General features: G+C 62.0%; 17 protein-coding genes and 1 tRNA gene. 10 read left to right on the top strand and 8 right to left on the bottom strand.

Annotated elements, in window-relative coordinates; genetic code table 11:
* The first annotated feature begins 88 nt into the window (after positions 1 to 88).
* Genes glyS through KIT08_05090 form a run of 4 tightly spaced genes read left to right on the top strand, consistent with a single transcriptional unit; the run spans position 89 to position 5,254 of the window.
* Positions 89 to 3,181, top strand: coding sequence for a glycine--tRNA ligase subunit beta (gene glyS / locus KIT08_05105; protein UYN90614.1), 3,093 nt, complete (start codon positions 89 to 91; stop codon positions 3,179 to 3,181).
* Between the two features lie 3 nt (positions 3,182 to 3,184).
* Positions 3,185 to 3,802: a dTMP kinase gene (locus KIT08_05100; protein UYN90613.1), complete on the top strand. Its 618-nt coding sequence runs from the start codon at positions 3,185 to 3,187 to the stop codon at positions 3,800 to 3,802.
* Between the two features lie 22 nt (positions 3,803 to 3,824).
* Positions 3,825 to 4,448, top strand: coding sequence for a guanylate kinase (locus KIT08_05095; GenBank protein ID UYN90612.1), 624 nt, complete (start codon positions 3,825 to 3,827; stop codon positions 4,446 to 4,448).
* Positions 4,445 to 5,254: a rhomboid family intramembrane serine protease gene (locus KIT08_05090; protein ID UYN90611.1), complete on the top strand. Its 810-nt coding sequence runs from the start codon at positions 4,445 to 4,447 to the stop codon at positions 5,252 to 5,254. Before KIT08_05095 ends, KIT08_05090 begins: the two co-directional genes overlap by 4 nt.
* 6 nt (positions 5,255 to 5,260) lie before the next feature.
* Here the strand turns inward: KIT08_05090 and KIT08_05085 are convergent, their stop codons facing one another.
* Both KIT08_05085 and KIT08_05080 read right to left on the bottom strand, forming a co-directional pair.
* Complete coding sequence (locus KIT08_05085; GenBank protein ID UYN90610.1) at positions 5,261 to 6,052, bottom strand: enoyl-CoA hydratase/isomerase family protein; 792 nt, start codon at positions 6,050 to 6,052, stop codon at positions 5,261 to 5,263.
* A gap of 64 nt (positions 6,053 to 6,116) precedes the next feature.
* Positions 6,117 to 6,497 (bottom strand): hypothetical protein, encoded by a 381-nt coding sequence (locus KIT08_05080; GenBank protein ID UYN90609.1) that lies wholly within the window; start codon positions 6,495 to 6,497, stop codon positions 6,117 to 6,119.
* A 107-nt stretch (positions 6,498 to 6,604) separates the two neighbouring features.
* On the opposite strand from KIT08_05080, the gene KIT08_05075 reads away from it, so the two are divergent.
* The 6 genes from KIT08_05075 to KIT08_05050 all read left to right on the top strand — a co-directional run bounded on the left by KIT08_05075 (position 6,605) and on the right by KIT08_05050 (position 11,289).
* Positions 6,605 to 6,961 carry an EthD family reductase gene (locus tag KIT08_05075; GenBank protein ID UYN90608.1) on the top strand — a complete coding sequence of 119 codons (357 nt, stop codon included), beginning with the start codon at positions 6,605 to 6,607 and terminating at the stop codon, positions 6,959 to 6,961.
* A complete protein-coding gene (locus KIT08_05070) occupies positions 6,958 to 7,701 on the top strand; it encodes a hypothetical protein (protein ID UYN90607.1) in 744 nt (247 codons plus the stop codon). The genes KIT08_05075 and KIT08_05070 overlap by 4 nt, the downstream gene beginning before the upstream one ends.
* Positions 7,688 to 8,281, top strand: a complete 594-nt coding sequence (locus KIT08_05065) for an SDR family NAD(P)-dependent oxidoreductase (protein ID UYN90606.1) — start codon at positions 7,688 to 7,690, stop codon at positions 8,279 to 8,281. Before KIT08_05070 ends, KIT08_05065 begins: the two co-directional genes overlap by 14 nt.
* 9 nt (positions 8,282 to 8,290) lie before the next feature.
* A complete protein-coding gene (locus tag KIT08_05060; GenBank protein UYN90605.1) occupies positions 8,291 to 9,070 on the top strand; it encodes an enoyl-CoA hydratase/isomerase family protein in 780 nt (259 codons plus the stop codon).
* Between the two features lie 117 nt (positions 9,071 to 9,187).
* Positions 9,188 to 9,261 (top strand) — tRNA-Arg (locus KIT08_05055).
* 390 nt (positions 9,262 to 9,651) lie between these two features.
* Positions 9,652 to 11,289 (top strand): molybdopterin-dependent oxidoreductase, encoded by a 1,638-nt coding sequence (locus KIT08_05050; GenBank protein UYN90604.1) that lies wholly within the window; start codon positions 9,652 to 9,654, stop codon positions 11,287 to 11,289.
* Positions 11,290 to 11,335: 46 nt separating this feature from the next.
* Here the strand turns inward: KIT08_05050 and KIT08_05045 are convergent, their stop codons facing one another.
* The 6 genes from KIT08_05045 to moaA are packed head-to-tail and all read right to left on the bottom strand — an operon-like array spanning position 11,336 to position 15,451.
* Complete coding sequence (locus KIT08_05045) at positions 11,336 to 11,743, bottom strand: hypothetical protein (GenBank protein ID UYN90603.1); 408 nt, start codon at positions 11,741 to 11,743, stop codon at positions 11,336 to 11,338.
* Positions 11,744 to 11,797: 54 nt separating this feature from the next.
* Positions 11,798 to 12,241, bottom strand: coding sequence for a polymer-forming cytoskeletal protein (locus KIT08_05040; GenBank protein ID UYN90602.1), 444 nt, complete (start codon positions 12,239 to 12,241; stop codon positions 11,798 to 11,800).
* Positions 12,241 to 13,044, bottom strand: a complete 804-nt coding sequence (locus KIT08_05035; GenBank protein ID UYN90601.1) for an enoyl-ACP reductase — start codon at positions 13,042 to 13,044, stop codon at positions 12,241 to 12,243. Before KIT08_05035 ends, KIT08_05040 begins: the two co-directional genes overlap by 1 nt.
* On the bottom strand, positions 13,041 to 13,685 hold the full coding sequence (locus KIT08_05030; GenBank protein ID UYN90600.1) for a DNA-3-methyladenine glycosylase: 645 nt from the start codon (positions 13,683 to 13,685) through the stop codon (positions 13,041 to 13,043). Before KIT08_05030 ends, KIT08_05035 begins: the two co-directional genes overlap by 4 nt.
* 10 nt (positions 13,686 to 13,695) lie before the next feature.
* Positions 13,696 to 14,448, bottom strand: a complete 753-nt coding sequence (locus tag KIT08_05025) for an HAD family hydrolase (GenBank protein ID UYN90599.1) — start codon at positions 14,446 to 14,448, stop codon at positions 13,696 to 13,698.
* Positions 14,441 to 15,451, bottom strand: coding sequence for a GTP 3',8-cyclase MoaA (gene moaA / locus KIT08_05020; protein UYN90786.1), 1,011 nt, complete (start codon positions 15,449 to 15,451; stop codon positions 14,441 to 14,443). The genes KIT08_05025 and moaA overlap by 8 nt, the downstream gene beginning before the upstream one ends.
* Positions 15,452 to 15,478 lie beyond the last annotated feature (27 nt).

Here is a 15,478-nt window from a genome sequence, read left to right as displayed (position 1 = left end):
CCAGCAACAATATCTTTCGGCGTGCTGTCATTCCGAACGAGCCGAGGGTGAGGAGCAAGAGGCGCCGCCGTTTATAATGGACGTTCACATGGCCAAGTCAAAGTCCAAAACCACCGCAGCAAAGAGATCCGCTCCCAAGGCGAAGAAGACCCCCAGCCGCACGAGTGCGGCTGGACGCAAGCAGGCCGCGCCCAAGCCCGCCGCACCGCGCGATTTTCAGTCCATCGTGATGGCGTTGCAGCAGTTCTGGGTGGAGCAAGGCTGTGTCCTCTGGCAGCCCTACAGCCAACAGGTCGGCGCCGGCACCATGAACCCGGCCACCTTCCTGCGCGTGATCGGCCCCGAGCCGTGGAATGTGGCCTATGTCGAGCCCTCCGTGCGCCCCGACGACGGCCGCTACGGCGAGAATCCCAATCGCCTGCAACAGCATCACCAGTTCCAGGTGATTCTCAAACCAGACCCTGGCAACCCGCAGGAGATCTACTTGCGTTCCCTGCAGGCCATCGGCATTGACGTGCACAAGCACGACATTCGTTTTGTGGAAGACAACTGGGCCTCACCGACGCTGGGCGCCTGGGGCCTGGGTTGGGAAGTCTGGCTGGATGGGTTGGAGATCACCCAGTTCACCTATTTCCAGCAGGCCGGTGGGATCACCCTCGAGCCGGTTTCGGTGGAGATCACCTACGGGCTCGACCGCATCGCCATGGCGCTGCAAGACGTGAATTATGTTGGCGATGTGCGCTGGAGTGCTGAGCGCAGCTGGGGCGACCTGAACCTGCAGGCCGAGCGCGAGCAGAGCAAGTACTACTTCGAGTTGGCCGACGTGGAGCGCCTGCGCCAACTGTATGACCTATACGAGGCCGAAGGCCAGGCCGCGCTGGATGGCGGCCTGCTGCTGCCCGCCTATGACTATATGCTGCGCACCTCGCATGCCTTCAATGTTCTGGATGCGCGCGGCGCCATCGGCGTGACCGAGCGCCAGGCTTACTTCCGGCGCATGCGCGCCCTGGCCAGCCGCGTGGCTGAAGCCTATGCCGCCGAGCGCCAGCGTGAAGAATATCCCTGGCTGGAGCAGGCGGCCGAGGCGAAGCCCGCCGCCAAGACTGCGAAGATTACCGGCCCCAAGACCGCCAGTGACTTTTTGCTGGAGGTCGGCACCGAAGAACTGCCGCCCAGTGACCTGGACGCGGCCATCGAGCAATTAACCGCCAGCTTGCAGCAGCTGCTGCAAGCTGAGCACTTGGAGCACAAAGGCGTGACGGTGCAAGGCACGCCGCGCCGCTTAGTTGCACAGGTCGCCGCCTTGGCGGCCAAACAGCCGGACCTGCAGCAGGTGGTCAAGGGGCCGCCGGCCGCCCGCGCCTTTGGCGCCGACGGCACGCCCACACCGGCCGCCGAAGGCTTTGCCCGCGGCCAGGGGCTGCCGGCCAGCGCGCTCAAAATCGAAACGATCGACGGCGGCGAATACGCCGTGGCGCGCGTCGAGCGCAAGGGTCGCTTGGCGGCCGAGGTGCTTGCCGAAAAACTGCCAGAGTTGATCGCCGGGCTGCGTTTTGAAAAATCCATGCGCTGGAACGCCAGCGGGGTCACCTTCTCGCGCCCCGTGCGCTGGCTGTTGGCGCTGCATGGCGATGCACTCGTGCCGTTCGAGTACGCCGGCCTGCAGGCTGCCAAGAGCAGCCGCGGCCTGCGCCTGGGTGCCAGCGAGCAGTTCGTCGTCAGCAATGCCAAGGATTATTTCGCCAAGCTGAAGAAGCAAGGCATCTTGCTGGATGTGGCTCAGCGCAAAGCCGCCATTCAAAAGCAGATCGAGAAATTGGCGGCGAGTGCAGGCGGCAACATACCGGACGACCCAGGCCTGTTGGACGAAGTCACCCACTTGGTGGAAGCCCCCACCGCCCTGCGCGGCGAGTTTGACGCCGCCTTTCTGGACCTGCCTCAAGAAGTCCTCATCGGTGTGATGAAGAAGCACCAGCGATATTTTCCAATCGGAAAAGATGGCAAACTGCTCAATAGTTTTATTGCGGTAGCCAACGGCGATATTGACGCCAAGGCAGTCACCGCTGGCAATGCAGCTGTGCTGCGCGCCCGCTTTGCAGATGCGGCTTACTTCATCCGCAAAGACCGCGAGCACCCGTTCTCGCATTATGTGGATGGGCTCAAGCAGCTCACCTTCCAGAAAGAGCTCGGCTCGATGTGGGACAAAGCACAGCGCGTGGCTGAACTCACCCGCGTGCTCAGCCCTGCGTTGGGCCTGGATGCGGAGGAGACCCAGACCGCCCACCGCGCTGCCCAATTGAGCAAGGCCGATCTGGTCACCAAGATGGTGGTCGAGATGACCTCGCTGCAGGGCGTGATGGGGAGCACCTACGCGCTCGAATCGGGCGAACCGGCCGCGGTCGCCGACGCTATTTTTGAGCACTACTTGCCGCGCTACGCCGGCGATAGCACGCCGGTGAGCAAGGCTGGGTTGGCGGTTGGCCTTGCCGACCGCCTGGACAGCCTGACCGGCCTATTCGCCGTGGGCTTGGCGCCCACGGGCGCCAAAGACCCGTTCGCCCAGCGCCGCGCCGCCATCGGCCTGGTGCAGAACCTGATCGCCTGGGATATGGACTTTGATCTGCGTCAGGGTATCGAGCGGGCTGCTACCGGGCAACCGGTGGCGGCAGATGGCAAAGTGCTGCAAGACACGCTGGACTTTGTTGTGGGCCGCTTGCGCGCCCTGCTGCTGGAGAACGGCGAACGTCACGATGTGGTGGACGCGGTGCTGGCCGCCCAGGGCCATAACCCGGCCGCCGCCGCCCGCGCCGTACGCCAGTTGGCCGCCCACAGCGCCAAGCCGGACTGGCCGCAGACGTTGGCCGCCTTTGCACGCTGCGTGCGCATCACGCGCGATCTGAATGAGACCTACACCGTAGAAGAAACCGCGCTGGTTGAGAGTGCCGAGCGCGGCCTGCTGGACGCCGTACAGGCGGCCGAAGCCGCCCCCCGCGCCGCGGGCTCGGTGGATGAGCTCATGGCGGCCTTCACACCGATGATCCCGGCCATCAACACTTTCTTCGACAAAGTGATGGTAATGGCCCAGGACGAGAGCGTGCGCCGCAACCGCCTTGGCTTGCTGCAGCGCGTGGCGGCCCTGGCCCACGGCGTAGCCGACCTCTCCAAGCTGGAAGGGTTCTAGGCGGTGTTCATCACGCTGGAAGGCCCGGAAGGCAGCGGCAAGACCTCCCAAATTCCGCGCCTGGCCGAGGCGTTGCGCGCCGCTGGCTACAAAGTGCTGACCACGCGTGAGCCGGGCGGCACGCTCATCGGCGACCAAATTCGCAAGGTCCTGTTCGACCTGGGAAACAAGGCCATGCAGCCGCGCAGCGAGATCCTGCTGTTCCAGGCTTCGCGAGCCCAGTTGGTTGACGAAGTCATCCGCCCAGCCATCGATGCCGGCGAAGTGGTGCTGTGTGACCGCTACGCCGATAGCACCATGGCCTATCAGGGTTACGGCCACGGGGTGGATCTGACCCAGTTGGCTGAGCTGGTACGCTTTGCCACCGGCGGCTTGAAACCCGACCTGACCCTGTTCTTTGATATCAGCCCGGAAGCCGGCTTGCGCCGCCGTGACGCGGATGGCAACTGGAACCGGCTAGATGATTACGATGCCGACTTTCACCAGCGCGTCTACGCCGGCTACCAGGAACTGATCGCGACCGAGCCGCAGCGCTGGGCCGTGGTGGATGCGACCCGCACGCCTGACGAGGTGGCCGCGGATCTGGCCCGCGTCACGCTGCAGCGTCTGGAAAGCAAGTAGCGCCTTGTATAATCAGGCGCACATGAGCAACCCAAGCCCAGAATTTGGTCCTGTAGCAGAACCCCTGTTGATCGTGATCTCCGGCCCATCCGGTGTAGGCAAAGACAGCGTGCTTGAACTGATGAAACAGCGCGGTCTGCCCTTCCACTTCGTGGTGACCGCTACCACGCGCCCGCCGCGGCCAGAAGAGCGCGATGGTGTGGATTATCTGTTCGTCAGCCGTGAAGAATTTGCTGGCTTGATCGAAAAACAAGAGCTGCTGGAATATGCCATCGTGTACAACGACTACAAGGGCATCCCCAAGGACCAGGTGCGCAAAGCCCTGACCAGCGGCAAGGATGTGGTGATGCGCGTGGATGTGCAAGGCGCTGCTACCGTGCGCAAGATCTCGCCTGAGGCGATCCTGGTGTTCATCACCACCTCCAGCGAAGAGGAGTTGGTGGAGCGGCTCGAGCGCCGCAAGACCGAGACGCCCGAGAACCTGAAACTGCGCATCGCCACCGCCCGCCAGGAGTTCAAGCGCATTGATGAGTTTGACTATGTGGTGGTCAACCGTGACGGTGAGTTGGATGAAACGGTGGACCGTATCGAAGATATCATCTCCGCGGAGCATCACCGCGTAAACCCTCGGCGCGTGCAACTGTGAGCGAGCGCCCTGAAAACACCCCCCAGCCTGAAGCTGACGAGCCCCAAGTCCTGGGGCGCATCTCGCCGGCTCGCAAGCCGGTACGCTTGCCGCAAAACCGCCCGGTGGTGGTGTATGTGGTGCTGGCGATCACCGCGCTGGTCTATGCGCTGCAGTCACTGACGTCGATTGGCCTGCTGGATCTGGGGGTCTGCCCGTATTTCATCAGCCCGGACATTCCGGCGTGCTATGGCATGAAGGTCAACCCGTTGATCATGGCCGGCCAGTGGTGGCGGCTGATCACGCCGGTGCTCTTGCATGCCGGCTTGCTGCACATTGCGTTCAACATGTATGCGCTGTTCGCTCTGGGGCCCGAGCTTGAGCGCATGTTCGGGCACTTTTCGTTTCTGAGCTTGTATCTGGTCAGCGGCTTTGCCGGCGGGGTCATGTCGTTCCTGATGAGTGAGGCGCCTTCGCTGGGAGCCTCCACCGCGGTGTTCGGCCTGCTGGGGGCGCACGCCGTGTTCGCCTATCGCAACCAGCGCGTATTTGGCCGCCGTGCCCAGGCGGTGATGCGTAGCATCCTGCAGATCGCCGCGATTAACTTTTTGATCGGCCTTTCGCCCGGCATTGACAACTGGGGTCACTTTGGCGGTTTGCTGGGCGGGCTGGTGTTCACATACCTGAGCGGGCCAGTCTTCGAGCTACGCGAACATGGCGAAGAGCTGGAATTGGTGGATACCAATCATTCCAACCAGGTTTGGCTGGGCGCTATAGCAGTGCTACTGATCTTTGGCGCGGCCGCGGCCGGCAAACTGTTGGGCTAGCTCCAGCTATTTCTTCGCAGCAGCCTTGGCGTAGTCTGGGGTGCGCTTTTCTACAAAAGCGGCCAGGCCTTCTTTATGGTCGCTGCCTTCGCCGGCGATCTCCTGATTGTGGGCTTCATAATCCAGAATTTCTTCCAGGTTTGAGAGCAAAGCTTTGTTGAAGGCGCGCTTGGTGAGACCCATGGCGTTGGTCGGACCTTGGGCCAGGCGCAGCGCCCAATCCCAGGCGGTCTGCTGCAGCTGCTCGGCGGGCACGACAGCGTTCAGCAAGCCCCAGGCCAAGGCCTGCTCAGCTGTGATGGGGTCGTTGTAAAAAGCCACCTGGGATGCACGGCCCAGGCCGATGACGACCGGCAGCATCAGCGAGACGGCCGAGTCGGGCGCCAGGCCAATGCCGCTGAAGCCGATGACGAAGCGTGTTTCGGGCGAGCCGATGCGCAGGTCGCAGGCCAGGGCCAGGCCCAAGGCTGCGCCGGCAGCGGCACCCTGGATGGAAGCCAGGATGGGTTTCTCCAGCTGGCGTATCTGAAGCACCAGCGGGTTGTAGGTCTTTTGCAGATGTTGACGGAAGGAGACGTGCCCTTCGCCGCCAAATTCGGTGACGTCCTGCCCGGCGCTGAATAGCTTGCCATTGGCTTGCAGCAGCACACTGCGTACAGAGCGGTCTTTCTTTGCGTCTTTGAAGGCGTTTTGCAGCTCAACGGCCATTGGGGTGTTGAAGGCATTGGCCTTCGGGCGGTCGAGGGTTAAGGTGAGCACACCCTCTTTGAGCTCGCGCGCAATCGTTGCATCAGACATTGACGCCTCCGTTACAGGAATATTGGATTGAATTGTAATGGAATGATGCGGCCAGACCGTGGAACTACGGCAGCGGCTCGAAGTCTTCGCCGTCTACATCTTCGCCGTCATCGTCATCAAAGTCGATGGCGAGCTCGATCTCTTCGTCTGGCAAGCGCACCCACAGCATCAGCATCTCACCTTCATCCGTGTTAGCGCTGCGCGCTGCCAGGATGGGGGCGGTTTTGTTGTTGCCGTCTTCGTCTCGGTATTCAAGATCGATGGCTTGGCGTTTCTTCCAGGCGCGGTAGCAACGCTCCACCAGCTCGCCGCCGTTGAAGGTGCGTAAATGAGTGAGCGCTACGCCGTACAGGGTTGGGCCTTCAAGGACCCCCGTGGACCAGCCGTCGTCCACAACTTCAAAGGTGGGCGGCGGGCCTTCGATGATGGTTATTTTGTCGTCCATGCTTTCCACTTGCGCGCGTAGTTTACCATACGCAAAATTTGATTGCTGGCTGGCTTTGCAATGGGTCTGTGGGCCAGCAAAATGGCCAAGGTTATAATGCCGCGCGTATGTACAAATTAGTGATTCTGGTTGAGCCGCAAGATGATGCGGCTCATTTTGACAGCCGCTGGCCCCTGTTCCTGGCCGAGGCGGAGAAGATGCCCGGCCTGCGCCGTGAAGTGACCAGCCGGGTAGACCGCGTGCTGCACGGCAGCTACCCGGTCCATCTGGTGCACGAGCTGTTCTTTGACTCGCTGAGCGCAGTGGCGGATGCGATGGGCTCACCCCAGGGTCAGAAAGCTGGCCAGGTCCTGCAAGACATCAGCGGCGGCAAGGTGACCCTGCTGTTCGCCGACCACCTGCAGGATGATCTGGCGCACTTCCGGCGCCATAGCGATGATGCCCCGCCTGGAGACCGGGCGTGACGCGTAAAACTTGGCTGATCCTTGGCGCAGTGGTGGCTGCCAGCGTGCTGGGCGTGTTCTTGTACAACCGCTATGCGCCGTCGCCGGGTCGCTGGGCGCTGTTCCGCGAGCTGAATACGGACCGCCAGCTGTTCGAGCAATATGCCATTCGCCCGGGAGCGCGCTGTGACGGCGCCCCGTTCGCCTTCCCGACCCATGGGGTGATTCTCGGCCTGTGGAACCAGTCGTACCGCTTTGGGCATACGCATACCGGGCTGGATATTTTCTCCGGCACGCAACCCGGCATCACGCCGATCTATGCCGCCTACCCGGGCTATCTGACCCGTCAGGCGGATTGGCTCTCCACCGTCATCATTCGTATTCCCAGCGATCCGCTTGAGCCCGGTCGCCAGATCTGGGCCTACTACACCCATATGGCCAGTGTGGACGGCCAGAGCTTTGTCTCTGAGCAGTTCCCGCCGGGCACGAGCGAGGTGTATGTGGAGGCCGGCACTTTTCTTGGACATATGGGCAATTACTCGGGCGATCCGATCAACCCGACCGGCCTGCATTTGCACATCTCGATCGTAAAAGATGACGGCCAAGGTAACTTTCTGAATGAGACCCGCATTGGCAATACGTATGACCCGACCCCGTATTTCAATATGAACGTGAATCATCAACACAACCGCAGCGATGTGCCCCTGTGCGAAGGCGTAGTGACCTATGAAGATTGGGAATTGATAGATGACAGCGAGTGAACGTGTAGCCCTGCTGGCGGGGGCGGGGACAGAGCTTGGGCAACAACTGGCGCGGCAATTGGCGGCGCATGGATGGCGCGTAGCGCTGAATGACTTGCTGCCCACGCGCATCGAGCCGCTGGCAGAGGAATTGCAGACGGCTGGCGGCCAAGTTGGCGCCTATGCCGCGGATCTCACCCGCAAGCTGGCTTTGCAAACGATGCTGCAGGGCGTGCTGGAGCGCTGGGGGCGCGTGGATGCGCTGGTGTTCATCCCAAGCGTGCGGCCTGATGGCGTTGTGCTGGATATGGACGAGTGGGATTGGCACCGCGGCATTGACGCCACGCTGACGGCAGGGTTCCTGATCACCCAGTCGGTTGGCCGCGTGATGCGTGAGATCGGCGGCGGCACGATCGTGTATGCCGGCGCTGGCGAAGCGGTCTCAGCGGTGTATACGGCCGCCGCCGCCGGGCTGCAGGCCCTGGCGCACCGCGCCGCGCCGGAGCTGGCCACTCATAAAATTCGCCTGGTATGGCAGCCAGGCAGCCAGGCGGCGGACGTGTTGGCCGAGCTGGCTGGTCTTACAATTGGCGCAAAGTAAGGAGCACCCATGGCGGAGAACAAAGAACTCATCTTGGTCGAAATTAGAGAACGCGTTGCTCTGCTGCGCCTGAACCGTCCCGATGCGATGAACGCGCTCAATAGCGCGCTAATGATCAAGCTGATGGACAAACTGGAGCAGCTGGACGCGGATGACGGCGTAGGCGCCTTTGTCATCACCGGTGACGAACGGGCTTTTGCCGCCGGCGCCGACATCAAAGAGATGGCCGAGGCTTCGTCTGTGGAGTTGATGCTCAAGGGGCACATCTCTCCGTTTGACCGCATCAAGAAGATCACCAAACCCATCATTGCGGCTGTCTCCGGCTGGTGTTTGGGCGGCGGCAATGAGCTGGCCATGTCGTGCGACATGATCGTGGCTTCCGAGAGCGCCCGCTTTGGCCAGCCCGAGATCAACCTGGGCGTCATCCCGGGCGCAGGCGGCACACAACGCCTGACGCGGGCGGTGGGCAAGGCGTTGGCGATGGAGATGGTGCTGAACAACCGCAGCCTGAGCGCCGAAGAGGCGCTGCGCCGCGGCCTGGTGAACCGCGTGGTGCCGGTGGAACGCTACCTGGTGGAGGCTATCCAGCTGGCCACCGAAATCGCCGCCCGCGCCCCGCTGGCCGTACGCCTGGGCAAGGAAGCGGTGAACCGCGCCTTTGAAACGCACTTGGGTGACGGGATCCAGGAGGAGCGCCAGTCCTTCTACTTCCTCTTCGCTTCCGAGGACCAGAAAGAAGGCATGCGCGCCTTTGGCGAGAAGCGCAAGCCTAACTGGAAGGGGCGGTAGCGCATAGAGAAAGAAAGCGCAGCAGTCCACTTCTGTTCCGTGTAAACTTAAGCGCGTAGTTCCGTCAGCGGGCAGCCCGCTAGGAACTACAAAGCGCACGCCGCAGGCGTGCGCAAAGCCCCGGTAGCTCAAATGGATAGAGCAGAGCACTCCTAAGGCTAAGGCTGTGGGTTCGAGTCCCACCTGGGGCATATGCAGCACCTGACGGCGCTGCATCTAGGAGTTTCTACTCAGCTTTGCCGAGTAACGAAACTCCATCCGCTGGTTCAATGCACATCCGAAGCATATCCAGCGCCTGACGGTGCTACGCCTAGGAGTTTCTACTCGGCTTCACCGAGTAACGAAACTCCTAGGCGTTGGTTCACTCGCATAGACTTCGGCACTTAGGAAGTCGCCTTATAACGTTATGACATTAGAGCCTCCTTGCAAGCCCTTGACACAAGTTTCACAAACGCTATAATCCCATTTGACGAGCGTCCGGGTGCCCCCCTCACCTGGGCGCTTGTCATTTAAGGTCCAGCCTCACATTGGCCTCATGACCTGGCAGTCCAAACACTCCTATAATCTCTGCAGGAGCTGATATGCAATCCTTTCAAGACAGATCATCCGTATGGGCCGGCGCATTCTTCGGCGCGCTGACCACCGCGGCGCTGACCGGCGTTTTGGCGCTTGCTGAGCCATTGCTGGGCACACCCTTCCTCCCCTTCGACATTTTTGATGTGATGGCGCGCGTGCTGCCAGGCGGTTTGATCCGCTTCGTGATCGAGAACATGGTGGCAGTGATCCAGTTCCTGCAGCGCTTCCTGCCCATCGGAGATACGTCCACGGCCGCCAAACTGGCCGAGCAAAGCATTGCGGTGTTGCAGTTCATCGTTGCTGGTGCCGCGTTCGGCGCACTGCTGGCCTGGTTGCAGCGCAAGAGCAGCAGCATTGCTACCTATGGCCTCGTGGGTGGCCTGCTGCTGCTGGCGTTTACGCTGATGGTGCATGCGCAGCTGGGGATTACCGCCGGCCTGGGCAGCCTGGCGTTGGCCGTGCTTTATCTTGTCTGGGGTTGGGGCACCGCCAGGCTTGTACAAGCCTATGCGGCCCGCCCGCAGGAAGCGGCAGCCCCGCAGCTTTCGCGGCGGCAGTTCCTTACCGTTAGCGGGGCCAGCCTGGCGGTGACGGCGCTGGGCGCCTGGGGCGCAAGCCGCTTGTTCGGCGGGCAGGCCATGCCACCGCGCACCGATAGCACGCCGGTGCCGGCAAGTGGTGATGACCCGTTCGGGGCGCGGCTGACCAGCGGCCCGGCCCAATCGCCATCTCCCGAAGAGCTGGCGGCGCGCCCGGCGCCGGTGCGCGGCACGCGCCCGGAACTGACCGCCAATGATGACTTCTACCGTATTGACATCAACACCCGCCCGCCACAATTGAACGAAGACGCCTGGCAGCTTCAGATCGGTGGGTTGGTGGACACCCCGTTGCAGTTCACGCTGCAAGAGCTGCGTGGATTGCCCTCGCAGACCCAGATCCTGACCATGCAGTGCATCTCCAATACCGTGGGCGGCGATCTGACCAGCGCTTCACGCTGGACGGGTGTGCGCTTCAAGGATGTGCTGGCGCTGGCCGGCGTGCAGGCGCAGGCGGCGGGGGCATACATCACGTCTGCTGATGGTTTCTATGAGTTCGTCACGATGCATGACATCGAAGATGAGCGCACACTGTTGGTGTATGCGATGAACGACGAGCCGCTGCCGTATGAGCACGGCTTCCCGCTGCGCGTGTACATTCCCAACCGCTATGGCATGAAGCAGCCCAAGTGGATCGAATGGATCGAGCTGGTACCCGAGCGGGTTGACGGGTATTGGGTGGATCGCGGTTGGGACCGCGAAGCTTTCGCTCACACGGTTTCTGTGATCGACACCGTGGTTGCGGATCCCGATGTGGGCGAAACCGGCCAGGCCACCTGTGGCGGCATTGCCTGGGCAGGCACGCGCGGCATCAGCCGGGTGGAGGTCAAAGTGGACGATGCCGAGTGGTTGCCCGCCGAGTTGATCAACCCACCGCTGAGCCAACTGAACTGGGTATTGTGGAAGTTTAGCTTCCCGTATGTGATGGGTCGCCGCGTGCTGCAAGTGCGTGCCTATGATGGCGCCGGGCAGCCGCAGGAGACGCGCAATGCGCCTCCTGCGCCCAGCGGTGCTACGGGCATTCACCAGGTTGTTGTGACCATATAAAAAACGCCTCCCGCAGGGAGGCGTTTTTGTTTTGTGGAGTGTTGGCTTATTGAACCTGGAAGTTCAGCGTGGTCTCCAGCTCGCCATTGAGGTAGAGGTCTACCTTGTAGGAGCCGTTGGGCCACAGCATGCCGGTGTTGGCCAGGTCAAACGTGAGGATGGCATCGCCGCTCTGGATGCTGACCTCGTCGATCAGCGTGTTGGCCGCTTCGCCATCCACATTGACCGCGGTCCACACGGCGCGCACCTCGGTGCTGTCGGAGGCATTGGCCAGGTCGACGATGGCATAGAAGACATCTTCAGGGCCATAGACGTTGGTGCGCTGGGTGCCGGCCGAGTCGTAAGCCATGTAGGCATCCTGGAAATTGGCCGTGCTGGCGCTGAAGCCACAAGCCAGGGCGGTAATTGCCAGAACTGCGACTACCAGTAAAACTTTGAAATTTACGTTCTTCATCTTTCTCCTAAAGTACGGGTATTGCAAAGGTTAACTGATTCTAGTCCAGTCTTGTTACTCGGTGGACGCTTTGTCGGTTTCGACATCCGCTGCTGGATCGGGCGGAGGGGTGAGCTCCAGTTCGACCGAGCCTTCCATCTGGATCTGGCCGCGCAGGAATGCGCCTTCCTCGGTGGACATGGAAACAGTGACCACGTCGCCCCATACGCGCCCGGTGGCGCGGATCTCCACCTTTTCGGCCAGGATGTCGCCGCGCATCGCCCCGGCCACGATGACGTGGCGGGCGCGCAGCTGCGGGCAGGTGACCCGGCCGGTCTGGCCGATGACTAGCAGGCCGTCAAGTTCGATCTCGCCCTCGAAGGCGCCTTCCACGCGCACGCCGCCGCTGCCGGTCAGCTTGCCGCGCAGGTTGATGCCATCCGCCACCACCGAGGTGATGCGCTCGGTAGGCGGCGGGGCAGCCTGCTGTTTGGAGACGCTGGCTTTGCGGCGGAACATCAGGCGGCGGGCGCCCCTTCTTCGCTGCTGTTGTCGGCGATGCCTACGGTGTTGAAACCTGAGTCGACGTACATGATCTCGCCGGTGATGCGCTTGGAATGGTCAGACGCAAAGAAAAGGGCCGCGTTGCCGACATCCTCGATGGTCACATTCTCGCGCAGAGGGGCGGCTTCGGCGAACTTGTTGTACAGGCCCTTGAAGCCCGAAACGCCAGAGGCGGCCAGGGTGCGGATGGGGCCGGCCGAAATGGCGTTCACGCGGATCTTGCGCGGGCCAAAATCGCGGGCCAGGTAGCGCACCGAGGATTCCAAGGCGGCCTTGGCTACGCCCATTACGTTGTAGCTGGGCACGGCCTTCTGGGAGCCATAATAGGTCATGGTCATCAGGGAGGCCCACTCCGGCAGGTAGGGCTCGAAGGCGCCCGCCAGGGCGGTGAAGGAATAGACGCTGATGTCCATGGCGGTGTGGAAGCCGGCGCGGGTGGTGTTGTAGTACGGCCCGCTCAGCTCCTCGCGGTTGGCGAAGGCCACCGCATGCACCAGGATATCGATCTTGCCGTAAACCTTGTGAGCCTTCTCGGCCACGCTGGCAATGTCCTCGTCCTTGGTGACGTCACAGGATTCGATGAATTTGCTGTTGATGGACTGGCCCAGCGGCTCGGCGCGCTTTTTGAGCACATCCCCGGCGTAGCTGATGCCCACATCGGCGCCATGTTCGTGCAGCGCCTTGGCTACGCCCCAGGCGATCGAGCGCTCGTTGGCTACCCCGAAAATAAGGGCGGTCTTTCCTTGCAGTAAGCTCATGTTCTCTCCTCTTTGTTTATTGGCAAATCTGCCTGTGGCAGACCTGCCACAGGCAGATTTACCATATATCGCCAGGGTTTACTCAGCCAGGGCTCAGGCGTGGCGCCCAGGCCCACACGGGGGCCGGTGCGCACACGGTCATCCGCCACGGCCGGGCCGCGCTCAATGAAGATTATAGCCTTCGGGTCTGTGAGGCTTAGGCGGTTGTGCTTGCCTGTAATGCCAAAGGCCTGGGCCAGCTTGCCGGGGCCATTGGTCCACAGTGGGGCAGGGCGGCCTTTGCGCCGCCTGGCAATGAGTTCTAACCCCTCAATGGGCTGCACGGCGCGTATCAATACAGCGTGCGGCACACCCTCAGGCTGTGCAACCACGTTGAGCATCCAATGGTTGCCATAGGTGAAATATACATAGGCTACGCCCGGCGGGCCGTACATCACTTCGGTGCGCTTGGTGCGCCCGGCGCGGGCATGGCAGGCCAGGTCCTCTTCGCCACAATAGGCTTCGGTTTCTGTGATGATGCCGGCGATGCGGCGCTCGCGCCCGTTGATGCGCTGTAAGTGCACCAGGCGCTGGCCCAGCAGGCTGTGCGCCAACTCGAGTGTGGATTGCTGGTAGAACGCACGTGATAAACGGGTAGGCATGTAGGCGTGCCTAGGCGGCAGCCGCCAGCGGGCCGGGCAGCAGGTCGAGCAGGTCGGTGATGGCGCTGATCTGGGCTACATCCGGCTTTTCGTACAAGCCGTTCCAATTGAGCAATAAGCATTGCAAGCCCGCGCCGCGCGCTCCCAGTACATCGGCGTAATAGTTATCGCCCACATACAGAATGCTGTCTTTGTTGACGCCTAAAAACTGGATCATGCGCAGAAAGATCTCTTTATCCGGCTTGTAGGCGCCCAGCTGGCTGGCCGCCAGGAAGAAATCCATATGCAGATCCAGGGCCATGCTGTTCATTTCCGCGTGCACAGGTTTGGGGCGGTTGGTCAGCAGGCCGACGCGGTAGCCGCGTTGGCGCAGGGTGGCCAGGGCAGCCCGCGTTTCGGGCAGCACATGGCTGACCGGCGAATAGTTCTCGCGCATGTACTCGTGCACCTGGGCCGCGTATTGCTGGGCTTGCTCTTCGTCAAAGCCCAGCGAAAGCAGGCTGCGCACGCCGTAGTTCACCCAGAATTCCTGCGTGCCCTCTTTGTAAGCGGTAATGTCGGCCTTCAGATCATCCGAACTGGCCCAGTATTGGTGCTCCCACAGCTGGCCAAAACGACGCTCCTGCGGCGTCAGCGGGCGGCCGCGCAACGTCTCGGCAAAATCGGAGATAAAGGCGTGCGCATGCGGCTCGTTATAGCGCAGCGTGTCGTCCAGGTCGAAGACAATCGTTCGGATCGGTGTTGGGTCGAGCGGCTTAACCACCAATGTAAGACATCTCCACTTTGGGCAAGGCAGCGGTGTTGGCAGAGCGCAGCTCTGAATAGCGGTCGGCGCGCTTCTCCCACACGGCGGCGATGGCGGCCTGCAGGGCGGCATCGTCTGCGCCGCGGCGCAACAGGCCGCGCAGGTCAGCGCCGCCCAGGGCGAACAGGCAGGTGAACAGCCGCCCGTCGGCAGAAATGCGGGCGCGGCTGCAGTCTCCACAGAAAGGCTGCGAGACGGAGGCGATGATGCCCAGCTCGCCGCTGCCGTCGGCATAGCGGTAGCGCTCGGCCACCTCGCCGCGATAGTTCGCCTCAAGCGGCTCGAGCGGCAGCTCGGCGTTGATGGTCTCAAAGATCTGGCGGGCGGTCAGCACATCGTCCATGCGCCAGCCATTGCTATGACCCACGTCCATATATTCGATCAGGCGCAGGATGTGGCCGTGTTCACGGAAGTAGCGCGCCATCGGAAGGATGGCATGCTCGTTCACGCCGCGCTTCACCACCATGTTGACTTTGACCGGCGCCAGGCCAGCGCGGGCGCTCTCGGCGATCCAGGCCAGCACGCGTTCCACCGGGAAGTCAACATCGTTCATGCGCTTGAAGGTGTCATCGTCCAGCGCATCCAGGCTGACGGTCATGCGCTTGAGGCCGGCGGCTTTCAGGCTGTGCACGCGCTCCAGCGGGAAGGAGCCATTGGTGGTGAGCGCAATATCCTCCACGCCGGCCAACGCTGCCAGCCGGCTGATCAGGCTCTCTAGGTCCTTGCGCATCAGCGGCTCGCCGCCGGTGAGGCGCACTTTGCGCACCCCCAGGGCCACAAAGGCGCGGGTCACCTGCTCAATTTCGTCAAAACTGAGCAGCTGCTCCTGCGGCAGGAATTGATGGTGCTTGCCGAAAACCTCTTTGGGCATGCAATAGGTGCAGCGAAAGTTGCAGCGATCCGTGACAGAGATGCGCAGATCGTGCAGGGGGCGGGCCAGGGTGTCTACCAGTGTGCTCATAGGAATAAAAGAGGCGTAGTGAAGCAC

The organism is Anaerolineales bacterium, assembly GCA_025808555.1.
In the GTDB taxonomy this organism is placed as follows: Bacteria; Chloroflexota; Anaerolineae; order Anaerolineales; family UBA11579; genus JAMCZK01.
Note: the sequence above shows the minus strand (reverse complement) of the source record. Positions and strands in the feature narration are given on the sequence as shown.

Excerpts from the sequence above, each read along its gene's own strand:
- KIT08_05050 (UYN90604.1), top strand. The coding sequence starts at position 9,652 with ATGCAATCCTTTCAAGACAGATCATCCGTATGGGCCGGCGCATTCTTC.
- KIT08_05030 (UYN90600.1), bottom strand. The coding sequence starts at position 13,685 with ATGCCTACCCGTTTATCACGTGCGTTCTACCAGCAATCCACACTCGAG.
- KIT08_05095 (UYN90612.1), top strand. The coding sequence starts at position 3,825 with ATGAGCAACCCAAGCCCAGAATTTGGTCCTGTAGCAGAACCCCTGTTG.
- KIT08_05040 (UYN90602.1), bottom strand. The coding sequence starts at position 12,241 with ATGTTCCGCCGCAAAGCCAGCGTCTCCAAACAGCAGGCTGCCCCGCCG.
- KIT08_05085 (UYN90610.1), bottom strand. The coding sequence starts at position 6,052 with ATGTCTGATGCAACGATTGCGCGCGAGCTCAAAGAGGGTGTGCTCACC.
- KIT08_05060 (UYN90605.1), top strand. The coding sequence starts at position 8,291 with ATGGCGGAGAACAAAGAACTCATCTTGGTCGAAATTAGAGAACGCGTT.
- KIT08_05045 (UYN90603.1), bottom strand. The coding sequence starts at position 11,743 with ATGAAGAACGTAAATTTCAAAGTTTTACTGGTAGTCGCAGTTCTGGCA.
- glyS (UYN90614.1), top strand. The coding sequence starts at position 89 with ATGGCCAAGTCAAAGTCCAAAACCACCGCAGCAAAGAGATCCGCTCCC.
- KIT08_05035 (UYN90601.1), bottom strand. The coding sequence starts at position 13,044 with ATGAGCTTACTGCAAGGAAAGACCGCCCTTATTTTCGGGGTAGCCAAC.
- KIT08_05075 (UYN90608.1), top strand. The coding sequence starts at position 6,605 with ATGTACAAATTAGTGATTCTGGTTGAGCCGCAAGATGATGCGGCTCAT.
- KIT08_05080 (UYN90609.1), bottom strand. The coding sequence starts at position 6,497 with ATGGACGACAAAATAACCATCATCGAAGGCCCGCCGCCCACCTTTGAA.
- KIT08_05065 (UYN90606.1), top strand. The coding sequence starts at position 7,688 with ATGACAGCGAGTGAACGTGTAGCCCTGCTGGCGGGGGCGGGGACAGAG.
- moaA (UYN90786.1), bottom strand. The coding sequence starts at position 15,451 with ATGAGCACACTGGTAGACACCCTGGCCCGCCCCCTGCACGATCTGCGC.